We start from the raw sequence: 15,509 nt of genomic DNA on the forward strand, positions 1-15,509 counted from the left end.
CGTTCGCCGGGACGACAGTGCAAGCAAAACGAGCAATTGCTAGCGCCCGGCGGCAAGCGCGTTGAAGTCGTTGATCCACCCTTGCATCCGCTTTTGCGCATGCGCTTTCTGCTCGGGCGTGGCCAGGCGGATCGCGGTGAGGATGTATTTCGAGGTGCTGTCCACATAGGCGTCGAAGAATGCCTTGCGCTCCGGCGCGTCGAAGCGGTCGAAGAAGTCGCGCAGCAGGGTGTGAATCGCCGCCATTGTCTGTTCCTTGTTCAGCCTTTCCTGCTGCACCCGGCGCAGCAGCGCGACAATCTTTTGCTGGCGCATCTTGCGTTCCTGCAGCCAGATCTCGTTGTCCAGCGGCCGCGCGTCCGAGGCGCGCCGCAACACGGCTTCCTGGTCGCGCGAGAAGTGCCCGAACCACAGCTCGAACTGGTCCATCGATTTGTCGAAGCGAACCTTGTGCTGGTGCTCGACGTCGCCGCTCATGTACTTGTGCCGGAAATCCTCGTTGTTCTTGTTGAATTTCTTCTGCATCTGCTCGATCTGGTCCGGCCGCATCGACATCGCCAGGTCAGCCAGCTCGGGCAAGGCCTTGAACGCCAGCAGCTCGGTGCGCGCCTTGATGTCGCGATAGTCCGACAGCAGGTCGGCCTGGGTCGGGTTGCCGGCCAGCTGGCGCTGCATGTTCGTCAGCAGGCCGGCGTAGTCGCGCAGCTGGGTCTGCCGGTGCCACAGGAACAGCTTGTCGATGTCCTGCTTGACCCAGGTCGATTGGTCGCTGTCGAGATCGACGTACGCGTTCAGCCACCAGTACAGTAGAGTGTCGCCGTGGTTGTACGTGAATTTGACGGTGCTGCACCCCGCCGCGACCGCGACCATTGCAACCAGGAACAGCAAGCGTACGCGGTACCACCAGGGGTGCGTGCTAAACTTTTTCATCTCTTCAACTCTTTTTGCGAAAAACGGCATATGAACGTAGTCATCCTCGCCGCCGGCATGGGAAAGCGCATGCAGTCCGCGCTGCCAAAGGTGTTGCATCCGCTGGCAGGTAAGCCGCTGCTGCAGCACGTGATCGAAACGGCGCGCGGCCTTGCACCACGCAAATTATGCGTGATTTATGGGCACGGCGGCGCAGCGGTGCCCGCCATGGTCGGGCAATTGGCCGAGCGCACCGGTGCCGTGATCGACACCGCCTTGCAGGAGCCCCAGCTGGGCACTGGCCACGCGGTCATGCAGGCGGTGCCCCAGCTGGACGACAACGTGCCGACCCTGGTGCTGTACGGCGATGTGCCGCTGACGTCAAGCGCCTCGCTGCGCAAGCTGGTGGCGGCGGCGGGCGATGACAAGCTGGGCATCCTGACGGTGGAGATGGCCAACCCGTTCGGCCTGGGCCGCATCGTGCGCGACAACGGGCGCATCGTGCGCATCGTGGAAGAAAAGGATGCCACCGAGGCCGAGCGCCAGATCCGCGAGATCAACAGCGGCATCATGGTCATTCCCACCCGCCACCTGAAGAAATGGCTGGCTGCGCTGTCGAACAACAACGCCCAGGGTGAATATTACCTGACCGACATCGTGGCGCAGGCGGTGGCGGACGGGGTCGAGGTCGTGTCGGCCCAGCCGTCGGCGGAATGGGAAGTCGCGGGCGTGAACAGCAAGGTCCAGCTGGCCGAGCTCGAGCGCCGCCACCAGCTCAACATCGCCAATGCGCTGCTGGACAAAGGCGTCACCCTGATGGACCCGGCGCGGATCGACGTGCGCGGCGAACTCATCTGCGGCCGCGACGTGACGATCGACGTCGGCTGCGTGTTCGAGGGCCGTGTCGAGCTGGGCGATGGCGTGAGCGTGGGCGCGCACAACGTGCTGGTGGACGCGAAGGTGGCGGCCGGGGCGCAGATCAAGCCGTTCTGCCATATCGAGGACGCGGTGGTGGGCGAGAAATCGATCATCGGGCCGTACGCGCGCCTGCGCCCGGGCACCGAGCTGGCCGAGGATGTCCACGTGGGCAATTTCGTCGAGATCAAGAACAGCAAGGTGGCGGCGCACAGCAAGGCCAACCACCTGGCCTATGTGGGCGATGCCGACGTCGGCTCGCGCGTGAACATTGGTGCGGGCACGATCACCTGCAACTATGACGGCGCCAATAAGTTCCGCACCACCATCGAGGATGACGCGTTCATCGGCAGCGATACGCAGCTGGTGGCGCCGGTGACTGTTGGCAAGGGCGCTACCCTTGGCGCCGGCACCACGCTGACCAAGGACGCGCCGGCCGGCAAGCTGACCATTTCGCGTCCCAAGCAGATGACCATCGAAGGCTGGCAGCGCCCGGTCAAGGTCAAAAAGTAATCCACAGCTTGTCCAAGGTGGGCGCGCTATTACCCGGCGCCCGCCAATTCTTCCGCCACATCGTCCCGCAGCGTATGCAGGGCCGGCACCAGCACCGCCACCGATACCGCCACGAACACCAGCACCAGCGCGGCCAACTGGCGCCGCGGGTCCGGCTCGAGCACCAGGTGCCAGCCGGGGACAGCCTGCGCAATCGACCAGAGCAGCGTGCTGGCGGCCATGCCCAGCACCACGGCGCACAGCGTCACCAGCAGCGCTTCCGCAAGCATGTGCGCCAGCACGGCCCGGTCCGCCAGCCCGAGGGCGCGCAGCAGCGCAAACTCGCGCCGGCGCTCCACGCGGTTGAGTGTGGCTGTGCAGAAAATCACCATCATGATGGCCGCGAGCGCCGCGACGGTCACGCTGGCAAGCGCCCGGCGATGGGTGGCGCGGGCGGCGCGGTAGGTGCGGGACAAGTCTGCCGCGCGATGCAGGCTCGCCCGCAGGCCGGCCGCGCGCAAGCCCGCGTCCAGTGCGGCGCTGCGCGCCTGCCAGTCGAGTGGATTGGCAAGATAGACGGCGATGGCGGCGGGGGAGTCCGCAACCAGGACCACGCCGGGTGTTCGCTGGGCGAGCTCGCGCAGGCTTTGCGCCTGGCGGGCCGTGAAGGCAGATGCGTCTTGCGGCAGGATGGCCAGGTGTCCCAGGCGTTCGCCAAAGACCGCTTCCTGCTCGGCTTGCCGCAGCGCTTCGCCCTCCCAGCCGAAAAACAGGTCGAGCCCGCACAGGGCCAGCGCGATGAGCAGGACCGGCCCCAGCGTCCGTCGACGGGCCCGCAGCAGGTTGCGCAGCACCAGCTGCAGGCTGTTCATGCCAGCGCCCGGCAAGCAAGGCGGGGCGTGTCGGCCGGCGCGCCCAGCAGGCGGCCTTCGCTCAGCTGCAAGGTACGCGCGGCGCGCAGCAACTGCCGCTGGTCGCGTGTGGCGACCACGAACGTGGTGCCGCGTTCGCGCTGCAAGGCGCTGAACAAGTCCATCACCATGCGCACGCTGCCGCTGTCCAGGCGCGAGGTTGGCTCGTCCGCCACCACCAGCGCCGGGCGGTTGACGAGCGCGCGCGCAATGCAGACGCGCTGGCGCTGGCTGGCGTCCAGCGCAGTCGGCAACTGACGGACCTGCGCGGCAAGGCCAAGGCGCGCCAGCAGTTCGGCGGCCAGCTCGCTGGTGTCGTCGGGCCGCTTGCCATTGAGCAAGCGCGGGAGCATCACGTTTTCCTGTGCGGACAGGACCGGCACCAGCGTGCAGTGCTGGAAGACGAGGCCGATCTTTTCCGTGCGTAGTTGCCTGCGTGCGCCCTCGGCCAGCGATTCGGTGGCCAGTCCGTCGAACCAGAGGCTGCCTTCGCTCGGCGCGTCCAGCAGGCCGATGAGGTTGGCCAGCGTGGTCTTGCCGTGCCCCGAGGGGCCGCAGATGGCGAGGATCTCGCCGCGCTGAACCCGCAGGCTGATGTCGTAGAGGGCATGGACCAGCACCTTCCCGGTCCGGAAGCGGCGATGGACGCCGGACAGTTCTACAAGTGCGCTATTACCGTTCGCAACCACTTCCGCCTCGCTATGAAGTCGCTGGATGTTTCCAGTAGACATCTATTCGCGGGCGGCGCGGTTGATGTTACTCAACGGCAACTTTAGATCGGGATGCGCGTGTCGAATTTGCTGCGGGAGGTCGAGAAATAAGTGCGCACATTGCGCACGTTGGCGTGGGTGGCGAATATCCGGTGCGCCAGTTCGTGGTAGGCCGGCATGTCCTTGACCTGCAGCACCAGGATGAAGTCCGGTCCCGGCGCCGTCCGGTAGCACTGGAGGATGGCGGCCTCCTGCGCCACCAGGCGCTCGAACTCGTCCATGCGCTCGGCGGCCTGCACGTCGAGCGTGATCTCGACGATGGCCGTGATGCTGGCGCCGACTTTGACGGGATCGACGATAGCAACTTGTTTCTGAATCACGCCGCTGTCGGTCAGGTGCTTGACCCGGCGCAGGCAGGTTGGGGGTGACACATGAACAAGTTCAGCCAGCTCGGCGTTGGTGTGAGATGAGTCAAGCTGAAGCGCTTGCAGGATGCGACGATCGAGATCGTCCAAAGGGTACTCGGCGGCCATTTTTGAAAGATCTGCCAAGAATTTCGGCGAAGATGAAATAAGATTTCAGTGTAAATGCTCTCTGAAATAATATATCAAAAACAGCCGCGCACTGAACGCATATTTCATTGGCTCTGCTCTACAGTAAGGGTATCCCAACCTATTCACGAGGACAGATCATGTGCGGAATCGTCGGAGCCGTAGCGCAACGCAACATTACACCAATTCTGATTGAAGGCCTGAAACGATTGGAATACCGCGGCTACGATTCCTGCGGCGTGGCGCTGCACGTGAACGGCGCGTTGCGCCGCTCGCGCAGCACCTCGCGCGTGGCCGACCTCGAAACCCAGGTCAAGAGTGCCGAGCTCGAGGGCTTCACCGGCATCGCGCACACCCGCTGGGCCACGCACGGCGCCCCGGCCTCGCACAACGCGCACCCGCACTTTTCCCCGAGCGAAGACAACGCCCGCATTGCACTTGTCCACAACGGCATCATCGAAAACCATGACGAGCTGCGCCACGAGCTGACCGGGCTGGGCTACCAGTTCCAGAGCCAGACCGACACCGAAGTCATCGCCCACCTGGTGGACCACATGTACAACGGCGACCTGTTCGACACCGTGCAGCAGGCCGTCAAGCGCCTGCACGGCGCGTATGCAATCGCCGTGTTCTGCCGCGACGAGCCGCACCGCGTGGTGGCCGCGCGCCAGGGCTCGCCGCTGGTGGTGGGCGTGGGCAATGGCGAGAACTTCGTCGCCTCGGACGCCATGGCGCTGGCCGGCACCACCGACCAGATCATCTACCTGGAAGAAGGCGACGTGGTCGACCTGCAGCTGGCGCGCTACTGGATCGTGGACGCGGAAGGGCGCCAGGTGAGCCGCGAGGTCAAGACCGTGCACGCCCACACCGGCGCGGCCGAGCTGGGCCCGTACCGCCACTTCATGCAGAAAGAAATCTTCGAGCAGCCACGCGCGATCGGCGACACGCTGGAAGGCGTCACCGGCATCATGCCCGAGCTGTTTGGCGACGGCGCCTACCAGGTGTTCAAGCAGATCGACCGCGTGCTGATCCTGGCCTGCGGCACCAGCTACTACGCGGGGCTGACGGCCAAGTACTGGATCGAATCGGTGGCCCAGGTGCCGGTCAGCGTCGAAATCGCCAGCGAATACCGCTACCGCGTGAGCGTGCCGGACCCCAGGACCCTGGTGGTGACGATCTCGCAGAGCGGCGAAACGGCCGACACCCTGGCCGCGCTAAAGCACGCCCGCAGCCTCGGCATGCACCACACCCTCACGATCTGCAACGTGGCCACCAGCGCAATGGTGCGTGAGTGCTCACTTGCATACATCACCCGTGCTGGCGTGGAAGTGGGCGTGGCGTCGACCAAGGCCTTCACCACCCAGCTGGCCGCGCTGTTCCTGCTGACGTTGACGCTGGCGCAGGTCAACGGCCGCCTGGACGACGCGCAGGAGGCCATCTACCTGAAGCAGATGCGCCACCTGCCGGTCGCGCTGTCGGCCGTGCTGGCGCTGGAGCCCCAGATCATCGCCTGGGCCGAGGAATTCGCGCGCAAGGAAAACGCCCTGTTCCTGGGCCGCGGCATCCACTACCCGATCGCGCTCGAAGGCGCGCTCAAGCTCAAGGAAATTTCGTACATCCACGCCGAGGCCTACCCGGCGGGTGAGCTGAAGCATGGCCCGCTGGCGCTGGTGACCGAGGAAATGCCGGTGGTGACGATCGCGCCCAACGACGCGCTGCTGGAAAAGCTCAAATCCAACATGCAGGAAGTGCGCGCGCGCGGGGGCGAGCTGTACGTGTTCGCGGACGTGGACTCGCGCATCACCTCGAGCGACGGCGTGCACGTGATCCGTCTGCCGGAGCACTACGGCCTGCTGTCGCCGATCCTGCACGTGGCCGCGCTGCAGCTGCTGGCGTATCACACCGCGCTGGCGCGTGGCACGGATGTGGACAAGCCGCGCAACCTGGCGAAGTCTGTGACGGTGGAGTGAGCCTGCTTTAGCTGGGACGGGCGGCTGTCGACATATAAAAAAGTCTGACAACAGATAAAATTGTCTGACAATGCATAAAAAAGTCTGACAACGCTGCTTTTTCCTTCATTCCATGTCGTTGCAGGCAGGCGCCGTCCCGACGCCTGCCTGCATTCTTCTGCTCGCTCGACTCTAGGGACGACATCCAGGCGCGATCTGTTTTAGAGAAGGCCGGCGCACGGTGCGACCACCCAATTTTTCATCTAAAAAACGAAGTACTGTGACATCAGCCCAAAAAACGCCCATTTTTGCTCTTGCAAGCTGTTGAAAATAAAGGAAATTATTGGCGATATCGAAAAGGATTGACCACCCACGAAGTGAAGAATTATAAATAGCGCTCTGTGACAAGGAGCAGGTAGCTTATGCCATTAGGTGCCCTCAAAGTGCTTGGCCCGTGCCTGAGCACAGAACTAGCCGAGTACCTCGTCCAAACAGCCGGACTTAGCCCCGCGGCCGCTCGCCAGCGGATTGCTCGCGCGGCCGCGCCCGTCAAGAAGTTGGCGCACCTGCCTTTCGCTCGGGGCGTCCGCTTCGTTTACCTCGAAAAGGATTTCCGATCCCCCTACTATTGGCAACGGCTGTTCGCTGCCATCCTTGCCTCCAAGAGCGCGTATGCCAGGGCGCTTGTTGCAGTACAGGCCAGGAGCATAGTGCCGGTTGCGCACTTTACCGCTGCGTGCGGTGCGCCCATCGCTCAGAAGAAGCACATTTCAGCCGGAGCCGTACTCGAAAGAATGGTCGCAGCCGGAGTGTTCGAGCGTAGAGAGGTGCCTGGGATTGGGGAATGCGTCATGACGCGGCAGCTTTCTGAGTATATGGACGCTATGCCACCTGAAGCTGTCGCACAGGTTCGCGCGAGACTGATCGCCGAAGGCATTTTGCTGGGCAGCGTAAACGAATGGCTCCGGAGGCTGAGCATAGCGAGTTTTAATAAGGTCAAAATTCGAGGTGGGGCCGCCGAGATGCCTATGCTTGGAACATTTGCATGGGATTTGACTGCTCCGAGCTATCTTGGGCCGCTGTCCGTTCAGGATAAGGATGGCTCGATGAGGCCCGGCCTCATTGCCTGCGACGTTTTACTTGCCGGGTCATTGGGATTCGGAAGCGCCGAAACATTCCTATACAAAGTTCGTGCCCTTCGAGCACTCAAAAAACTGGGCAAGACTCTCTTCATTTACGTGTCGGAGCACTATTCGAAGGAGGCGTTCCAAGAGCTGCGGAGCGCGGGTATCCTACCGGCGACGCCCGAAACACTCTTTGGGAAAGACGTTGCGGATGGTTTCAAGGAGCTTAGCAAAGTTCTGGCGGAAGCTGCGATTCGTTCTGTATCGCCAGAAAAATTCGACATGCTGTTCAACAGCTTGGGCAAGCTGGAGGGAGCGGCTGGCAACATGCGCGGGGCTTTTTTCGAACTCCTGGTGGCAGAAGTCGTGAGGCGCGATCGTTCGCCAGCTATCGAGCTCAACAAAATTTGCAAGGGCAAGGACGGTGCAAAAGCCGAGGTGGATGTCTGGTTGGTAATTCCTAACCGTGAAGCTTACTTCATCGAGTGCAAAGGTCACGCTCCCGGCTCTTCCATAGACGATACTGAAATTGATCAGTGGCTTACCAAACGCATTCTCACCGTACGTCATTATGTCGACCAATACTTGGACAGGAAACCCACAAGGCTAATCTTCGAGCTGTGGTATACAGGGACGTTATCCGATGAGTCGTTAAGTCGAGTTGAGAGGACGCGCGATGCAAATCGGAAGCAGTTCGAGCTTGTCTTGGTCGGCCCAGAGGAGATCCGGGCCAAGGTCCGTGAACTGAACGACCCATCTCTACTTAGGACGTTCGAACAGCACTTTCTACCGTTGCAACATGTTGCTGTAAGCCGTGCGCGCCGCTTGCAAGATTGACCAGGCGCTGGCGGAGGAACGGTTAAAGAGACGGTGGCGCCCCCGCAACGGCCCCCGGGCACCGCCCGGTACGCGGTTGTGCCGAGCTCGCTCAGAGGAACGCCACCGTAGCGCACCTCGCCCTCGGTCGGCTGGAAGATGCCAAGAATCAGTTTGGGTCCCTGCGTTGGCAAAAGTTGATGAGCTGCAGCCGAGCTGCCGGACGATGCTAGCGCTGCATCGAGTTCCATTTCTTAGCTGCCTGTGGCCGATCCATGGGTACCTAAAGGATCAGCCATTGACCGAACGCGATGCAACCGAAGTGTTTGCTATGCTGGCGTACCACTGGAAGCTGGCCATCGACGCAACGATCCCGGTTCGATAGTCTATCGACAATATAAGGAAAGCAACTTTGGATTTCTACGCAGACGAGAGTGGCAACACTGGTGATCTCGCAAGAACTGGTCCGGCTCTTGACTTCGGCGGACAAAGCGTCTTCAGCCTAGCAGCAGTAGGTGCTTGCGACGAAAGCGAGATTTCAAGGGAACTAGACGCCTTGAGGAAAAAGCACAAGGTTCAAAGCTCCGAGCTAAAACTAAGCAAGATTCTGAGACGAAAGCCTGAGTTTGCTCTAGACGCCGTGCAATTGGTAGCGAAGCAACGTTTGCCCTTCTTCATCGAAGTAGTGGACAAGAAATACCAGTTGGCCGTCAGTATTATCAATGGTTTCGTTTGGCCGCCATACTTCAACACTGAGGAGTCCCAACAGACCGTATGGTTGAAGAACATTTTTGCTGACTACATCTACAACAGGGTTCCCCATGATGTGATCTTCGAATTTGTCCAGTGCATGAACAGTCCGTCAAACGCAACCGTTGGGTCCTACTTCGATCGGCTCAAGGCCTGTGTGGTTGAAGATCCTCATGAGGTTGCTCAGGGACTCGCCTCCCAGGTGGAAGAAAGCAAAGACGACTTCCGAATAATGATTGAGAGAGAAGGTGAAAATGCGCACCGTCGATTCCTCCCTCTTCCCGACATTGGCAAGCGCGGCCAGGAGGTCTGGTTGTTGCCCAATTTTTCATCGACGGCACACATGTACGCGCGGATAAATCTGTTCTTAAAGGGCAACCTGAATGGATGCCGGATTTTTCACGATGAACAGGCCCACTTCGATGAGATCATCGCAGAGGCAAAAGCTCAGGCGGAATCTGCGAAGCGGAATCCTTCGGAGTTCTGGCCTCCCTATTCGGATTTCAACTTTGAGGAGGTAGCTGACCTATTCTTCAAAGCGTCGCCAGAGAGCGTCGGCATACAGCTTGCAGATATCGTAGCCGGCCTATCAATGCGTTGGTACCAGGCTCACCTCAGTGACGAGAGCGAGACGGAGGTCCTGGATAGGGCTATTGATGTATTACTTCGGCATACTAACAGAGACAAAGGAATAGGGATCAATGTAGTGGGGCCACACAACATGGCCCAACAACTTTTTGGCGTAGCCGGATACTGATATCAATGAAAGATGAAGGGGGAGACGTGGGGGGCTCCTCCTACTCATGGTGGGGCCTGTCCTGCGGGCTCGGAATCGGGGACGGCAGCTCCACGCAGCGGCCACGACCGGCGGGCGGCCATTCACCAAGCGTTCCTTTCGCTTGCTTGCTTCCTCATCTGTTGGGAGGTACGTCCAGAGGTTTTGTTAGGCGTTCTTAAAGCGGGCATGGAGCGAGGTAGGCTCGTCGAGACTGGCCCTACGCTGCGAATATGCCTGTGCAGACTCTGCTACTTCCCTTAAGGCAGAAGTCGTGAGAGGCAGGCGATGCATGAATTTCTCGATTAGCGCCTGACGGCCGACCAAGCGGATAATCCGGGTCCGGCTGACCCTCACCGGTGGCAGGTCTCTATATAATCTTTCTGCTATCGAGCGTACCTGTTGCGCAAAGTTCTGGTCGCGCGCTGCCCAGTTGACTCGTTCCCGCCTCGTCGTCGCTTGTGCTGGTATTGTCGATCTTATGGCCCCTTGAAGCCACGTGTGATCATTCCGATACAGCCAAGCGTAGTCGGTGGCCCGCCTGGCGGGCATCTTCTGGCGGTCGTCATTAAACCTTTTTCGACGTGTTTCCCTCTCCTGCTCCATCAGAAGCGTTTCCCGCCTGTTCGCTAAAGCAGGATCAGCGCGCAGAATCCTGTAGAGAGAGACAAGCGCGACCCCGTGCACACAGGCGATTTGATCAAGGGAAGTTGTTGTGAAAAGGTCCTGTTTAAGATCATCTAGCTTAGTTCCCTTCAGTTTCTTTGGGCGCTTGCTAGGGTGTAGTCCGGCACGCTCGGCTGCGATGCGCAGGGTTGTCACAGCGATTCCGGTTTGTCGGCTCACTTCCCGCAACGAGCAGCCGCTGCGGCTCATCGCTACTAGTGCCTGCATACTTTGCAATTTGGAGTCAGAAATGCAAACGTCTCTCTCCGGTTTTCGCGCTCGCGGCGTAAAGCAAGAGCAAAATTTGGATAAGTCATTCCAACTGGATCCGAGCAATAACAGAAGCGTCAGATGTCGAATAGGTGCGGACGCGCGGCGTTGTTTTCGTAGTAGTTGAAGTATCCATGCTCCCCGAGATACATCGCTTACTGGGAGGCGGAGAAAGTTGAAGTCGGGAAGGTCTGGAAAGGATTGGCAGCAACGTTTCCCCATCGAGTCAATAACTTCGCCTTGAATCCTTCCACGTCCTGTTAGCCAACCAAGGCACCCCGCTCGAGTTAGGTAGAACGTTCTAAGCACATCGGGCGGGAGTTGCATGGTTGTCGATACCAATAGCTGTGCACTCAACTGGGCGAGCTTTATCAGCGCGGGCATGTGATGGTTCTCGACACCCGAAGGACACGCGACTTGCGCACGAGGGATCGCATCGGGCAAGAAAAGGCTATGGCGCCGTAAGTGCGCCCAAGCCCTGTCTGGCTCAAGCAAGAAGCATTCGTGCCGAGGGCAGACGAGCACCCCAGGGAGTTGATGTGTGCGATGCCAGTGAGGAGTTCCGTACAGATTCCGATCTTCGACAACGCATTGGTCGCAAAGCCGTAATGGGTTTTGTCCACCCAAACGACCCGCTACCATTCCCAAGCTAATTTTAAGACCGCGTGCATCCGTGCTGTTAGCGGCCGCTAGGCATCGAGCGATTTGTGGCGGAGCAAGAAGTGGTCGATAGTACGGGAAGATGGTTCCCTGCTCCAGTAGACCATCTGCGCAGGTTTCGGCTCTCTCCGGAAGCCTTGACGACATCAGCCTCAAATGGCTCGGAAGCAGGGAAGTGGCCACTAGGCTCTGTGATCCAAACACTTCCCTCAGAGTTAGCCTGTCATCGAGGTTTCCAGAAAGACGGTGGTATCGCGCTACTTGGCTATGCAGGGTTTCATCCGGCAAGGCTGGCGGGAAGAAGACAAGCCTCGTTGCATCAGGTTCGTAAGCCACGATATCCTCATCGGTCAAACTTACGGGGCGTTTGCCACCGCATAGGTTTCTGAGAATTCGAGTGGATCGGAAGCAAGCCAACCAACTTCAATCAGGGCACTGCGCGTGTCCTCGCGAGCAGCAATCAAAGCGGACGCCGGCTGCTCGGCTGGCCTCGTGGCCATTCGGGACGTTGGTCGTGAAGGTTCGTCGTGCAAGGGCGTAGCCGGGCTTGGTTGCGCAGCTGGCCGCGTATCCGGTTTAGAACGTCTTAGACCCGCAAGCATGTCGAGCGATAGGGTTGGCTCCTTTTCGGACAACATTTCATTTAGTATCTCGTCAGGCGGGAGCAGGTCATCGAACTTGGACATCTTTTCCGGGTCACGGGATTTAAGTACCTCCAGCGCCGGTTTCAGCAGCCTCATTTTGGTGTTAAAGACGTGACTGAAGACCTGGGGGTTAAGCGTCTCGATTTTGGCCTGGATGGCGTACCGCTGGCCCAGCATGAGTAGTTTGACGAGAAAGTCAGTGACACCTTGGGTGTACTCATAAAGCGCGTCCTTGATCTCAGGAGTGAGCTCTACGGGTTGCTGTACCCATTGGTAGTCCAATGCCACATCGACAAGCATATCCCACGTCGGGTCGTCGGCCTTCGGTTCCTGGAAGTAATGCGTGCCGTGGCCGCACGCCCGTCTTGCGTTGCGCAGCACATCAGCAAAAAGCTTCACCATGGAATTGGTTCCGACGAAGACCACGGGGATGCCGATGCTGTTGATCAGGTTGACGAAGAAATTCAGCATGTTCTCTTGTCCACCGACCTTTGCTCGGTTGAGATGCTGGAGCTCGTCGATAAAAAGCGCGCCGATGAAATAAGTGCTGGCGAGCTGGGTCATTCGCAGGATCATTTCTTCGATGCCGCCTCTGGCCCGATATCGGCTCGCGTATCGATCTTCTTGTCCTAGGGCTTTGTCGACGGCCCGAAAGAATGCATGACATAAGCCGGAGAGGGAGCCATCGTAGGGGCATTCCAGCTTTAGCCAAACAATTTGAGTATGAACGAACTCCTTGCCTTGGTATCGGACATGCTCAATCGTCTGCGGGTACAGGCTGAGCACCGAGTTGAGAGCCGTCGTTTTTCCCATCCCGCTCAGGCCGGTGAGACTGGTTGTCGAGGCGGTAGAGATGAAACCGGTGGAAGAGTTACGGCCGGTAGAAAGCCCGTACAGATGACGCATGGTCTCAGGCCGCATCGGGTTTCGCGCGACATAACCGCTACGCAACAGGCTCGATATCGTGCTCTCTAGCTCAAGGTGGATCGGCAGGGGCTGAACCAGCGATCGGATTCGATTGACAAGATGAAGACGCACCTCCTTGCTAAGGTGTCGCTCATCCCCAGGGGTAGGTGGAAAATTTGCCATCGCTGCACCCGCGTCATCTTCAGAAAGAATGGGCGGCAACGCCTCGATAAGCGGGTTTCCAGTGTATTCCGGAACAGGCGACGGTTGGTAATGGGCGCGCTTGCTCACTTTGCCCCCTTCCTACGAAGCTGGGAAAGAATATCGATCACTTCGGCGCTGCGTTCGCCATAGCCTTCTGCAATGTAAGGTTTCACATCTCGATCCTGCTGTCGGACGTCCGAGCTCACTTGGGGGCTACCGGTCCCCGCGGCGCGTTCAATCGCACGATTACTACGAATATTCGCAAGTTGTGCCGCCTTTGACACTGGCTTGGGCGCCTCGCGCTTCTCAGCAGTGGCGGTGTCGACGATGGCCTGGATCCTGGCGTCAAGGTTCACTTTGCTCGTAAGCTCGGCATGCAATTGATCCGGTCCCACATAATTAATCATCTGCTGCATGTCTAGGATCTCTTCAAACCGGGCGGCCTCGTCATACTGGCCGGGAGATCTCCACTGACAGCGCAACATTGACTTATCCGTATCTCGGATCCATATGTACGCCGGCTTCATCGGGTCATGCCAAACGTCGATGGGTTGATGACCGTTGGCCCGAGCTCGAGCGAAAAATTTCTCATATCGGTCGTCCTCTGGGGTAAAAAGCATGCCGGAAAAATGAATCCCGCCTGCCTGAATCGTTCCCGCAGCTTTATTCAAAAGCTGTAGCTTCACCAGGTCCGGGGCTTGCTCCACTCTGGTCGCAAAGCCGTGATCAATACCCCAGTTCCAGATCGATATTCCAGTTGACGAAATACCCTCCGCGACCATAGGGGGCGTAAGGCTATCAGGATGTGTCGTGTGATGGTTATAGTGAAGAACGGTTCGGATAATAATCTCCGTGAATTCCCGAAGAGTTAGGGTAGCGTCTTCCCTGTAGTCGCGTTCCCCACGCTCCTTGATTCGTTGAGCAACGCCTCCCGGTATCCAGTGAATCTGCGTAAGCTGGTTAAGAATTCGAAACCTGCTCTCAACGACGGCCTTCCAGTCAGGCCGAAATGGTGGAGCAATAACCAAGTCGATGCCAAGGCTTGGGACAATGGCCTCCGCCGCTAGGCCCAACATTTCGCCGCGGTCGCAGCTCAACTCCTGTGGCAAGTGTGCGCAGGGCCAGTCTTCCGGGCGGATTTGGATGCCATAGTCCGCACAGAATTGCACTTTGTCAGTGAAGGTGTTGAGTAGTGCCTGCCGCGCACCGTTCCAACTCGGACCCTCGAGGCCGACGAAGAGGCCTACGATCATCCTGGAAAAGACGTCCACCACGACGTATACGACAGGCCGCCCGATGATCCAGTTACGATTGAACCTGCTGATGAGGTATATGTCGGCGACCGTAGCGTCGATTTCGAAGCGATGACCCGGGCCGAACAATCCGTCCGATGCTCTGCCCTTGAGCGGTCGATGATCCTTAGCCCACCTCCGTTCGCCCTTACGGCCGCGGAGAACGGTCATGTCATCGAACGATTTCTTGCCCCAATACTCGAACTGGGTTTGGTTGGGGAGTTCGCTTAGAGGCTTCAGGGTTATGTTTTGTTCAGGGAAGTCAGGCGTCGTGATCGACTCGCAATAGAACTTCCGTAGCATGCGCGTGTACGCGTCTCCCTTCGACTTCACTTCGTTCTTGCAGTAGAGTGCGTAGCCTATCCGGATCGCGATCTTGTCTTGTTTGGTCAACGTTTTTGCGCGAGGCCTTGGGGTGGTACTCATCACCTTTGGCGGCCTTCCAGGTGACTTGCCCGGCGCATAGTTCTTCTCGACTCCCTTTCCTCCGGAATTGGGATAGTTCGGCAGGAGAGCATTACGAATAGAGCCGAACATCCAGTATCGATACAGCAAGCGGTAGAGAGATTTCTTTTCGACACCTACAGCTTCGGCCTGTTGCTTAACCAACGCGCCCATAGTGTCTGGCTCGAACATTCGGCTTGGCGACGATCCTTGCACTATTGGCCTAATACGTTCCCAGTTTGCATCGCGCTTGTTCCTGTATTTCGCAGGGATCTCGTCCTCAAGTGTCATCATAAATTCTGGAACTTTCAGTTGGACGATGACCGCTTTTTGTTCCGATAACAGTGATCGCAGCGTCGATAATCCAAGCAGCCAAGGCTTTTTCGGTTCTTTTTCGATGGTGATAAGCGCGACGAGATCCACTTGCTCGTCCATCCAGAGCAGACGGCACGGTTGCTGGAATGAGACGCTTTCGTCCACCGGTTTCAAGACTGAGTTAACGCTGAGATTTGAATTCATGA

11 protein-coding genes are annotated in these 15,509 nt (G+C 58.9%); 4 read left to right on the forward strand and 7 right to left on the reverse strand.

Translation table 11 applies throughout. From position 1 onward, the window contains the following. Positions 1-39: 39 nt before the first annotated feature. The gene (locus NX773_RS22605; RefSeq protein WP_258858491.1) at positions 40-930 is read right to left on the reverse strand and encodes a DUF6279 family lipoprotein; all 891 of its coding nucleotides are present in this window, start codon (positions 928-930) and stop codon (positions 40-42) included. Positions 931-960: 30 nt separating this feature from the next. Here NX773_RS22605 and glmU point away from each other — a divergent pair, with 30 nt between their 5' ends. Continuing rightward, complete coding sequence (glmU, locus tag NX773_RS22610; protein ID WP_258858492.1) at positions 961-2,337, forward strand: bifunctional UDP-N-acetylglucosamine diphosphorylase/glucosamine-1-phosphate N-acetyltransferase GlmU; 1,377 nt, start codon at positions 961-963, stop codon at positions 2,335-2,337. 29 nt (positions 2,338-2,366) lie between these two features. On the opposite strand, the gene NX773_RS22615 is transcribed toward glmU, so the two are convergent. From NX773_RS22615 to NX773_RS22625, 3 genes are all read right to left on the reverse strand, one after another. Next, positions 2,367-3,188 carry an ABC transporter permease gene (locus NX773_RS22615; protein WP_258858493.1) on the reverse strand — a complete coding sequence of 274 codons (822 nt, stop codon included), beginning with the start codon at positions 3,186-3,188 and terminating at the stop codon, positions 2,367-2,369. Beyond that, complete coding sequence (locus NX773_RS22620) at positions 3,185-3,847, reverse strand: ABC transporter ATP-binding protein (RefSeq protein ID WP_258858494.1); 663 nt, start codon at positions 3,845-3,847, stop codon at positions 3,185-3,187. Before NX773_RS22620 ends, NX773_RS22615 begins: the two co-directional genes overlap by 4 nt. 152 nt (positions 3,848-3,999) lie before the next feature. Continuing rightward, the gene (locus tag NX773_RS22625) at positions 4,000-4,470 is read right to left on the reverse strand and encodes an Lrp/AsnC family transcriptional regulator (protein WP_258858531.1); all 471 of its coding nucleotides are present in this window, start codon (positions 4,468-4,470) and stop codon (positions 4,000-4,002) included. Positions 4,471-4,628: 158 nt separating this feature from the next. Between NX773_RS22625 and glmS the strand changes: the two genes are divergently transcribed. The 3 genes from glmS to NX773_RS22640 all read left to right on the forward strand — a co-directional run bounded on the left by glmS (position 4,629) and on the right by NX773_RS22640 (position 9,884). Further along, positions 4,629-6,458 (forward strand): glutamine--fructose-6-phosphate transaminase (isomerizing), encoded by a 1,830-nt coding sequence (gene glmS / locus NX773_RS22630; protein ID WP_258858495.1) that lies wholly within the window; start codon positions 4,629-4,631, stop codon positions 6,456-6,458. Positions 6,459-6,859: 401 nt separating this feature from the next. Beyond that, positions 6,860-8,398: a hypothetical protein gene (locus NX773_RS22635; RefSeq protein WP_258858496.1), complete on the forward strand. Its 1,539-nt coding sequence runs from the start codon at positions 6,860-6,862 to the stop codon at positions 8,396-8,398. A gap of 391 nt (positions 8,399-8,789) precedes the next feature. Continuing rightward, positions 8,790-9,884 carry a DUF3800 domain-containing protein gene (locus NX773_RS22640; RefSeq protein ID WP_258858497.1) on the forward strand — a complete coding sequence of 365 codons (1,095 nt, stop codon included), beginning with the start codon at positions 8,790-8,792 and terminating at the stop codon, positions 9,882-9,884. Positions 9,885-10,070: 186 nt separating this feature from the next. Here NX773_RS22640 and NX773_RS23670 read toward each other — a convergent pair whose 3' ends face one another. From NX773_RS23670 to NX773_RS22650, 3 genes are read right to left on the reverse strand one after another with little or no spacing between them, the layout of a single operon-like run. Further along, positions 10,071-11,834, reverse strand: a complete 1,764-nt coding sequence (locus NX773_RS23670; RefSeq protein ID WP_370662280.1) for a TnsD family Tn7-like transposition protein — start codon at positions 11,832-11,834, stop codon at positions 10,071-10,073. A gap of 20 nt (positions 11,835-11,854) precedes the next feature. After that, positions 11,855-13,339 (reverse strand): ATP-binding protein, encoded by a 1,485-nt coding sequence (locus tag NX773_RS22645; RefSeq protein ID WP_258858498.1) that lies wholly within the window; start codon positions 13,337-13,339, stop codon positions 11,855-11,857. Next, entirely contained in the window at positions 13,336-15,507 is a 2,172-nt protein-coding gene (locus NX773_RS22650; protein ID WP_258858499.1) for a TnsB C-terminal domain-containing protein, read from the reverse strand. The genes NX773_RS22645 and NX773_RS22650 overlap by 4 nt, the downstream gene beginning before the upstream one ends. Between the last annotated feature and the right edge of the window lie 2 nt (positions 15,508-15,509).

Source organism: Massilia solisilvae (assembly GCF_024753215.1).
GTDB lineage: Bacteria > Pseudomonadota > Gammaproteobacteria > Burkholderiales > Burkholderiaceae_D > Telluria > Telluria solisilvae.

Coding starts and splice junctions, on each gene's coding strand:
- NX773_RS22605 (WP_258858491.1), bottom strand. CDS start 930: ATGAAAAAGTTTAGCACGCACCCCTGGTGGTACCGCGTACGCTTGCTG.
- NX773_RS22615 (WP_258858493.1), bottom strand. CDS start 3,188: ATGAACAGCCTGCAGCTGGTGCTGCGCAACCTGCTGCGGGCCCGTCGA.
- glmS (WP_258858495.1), top strand. CDS start 4,629: ATGTGCGGAATCGTCGGAGCCGTAGCGCAACGCAACATTACACCAATT.
- NX773_RS22650 (WP_258858499.1), bottom strand. CDS start 15,507: ATGAATTCAAATCTCAGCGTTAACTCAGTCTTGAAACCGGTGGACGAA.
- NX773_RS22635 (WP_258858496.1), top strand. CDS start 6,860: ATGCCATTAGGTGCCCTCAAAGTGCTTGGCCCGTGCCTGAGCACAGAA.
- glmU (WP_258858492.1), top strand. CDS start 961: ATGAACGTAGTCATCCTCGCCGCCGGCATGGGAAAGCGCATGCAGTCC.
- NX773_RS22625 (WP_258858531.1), bottom strand. CDS start 4,470: ATGGCCGCCGAGTACCCTTTGGACGATCTCGATCGTCGCATCCTGCAA.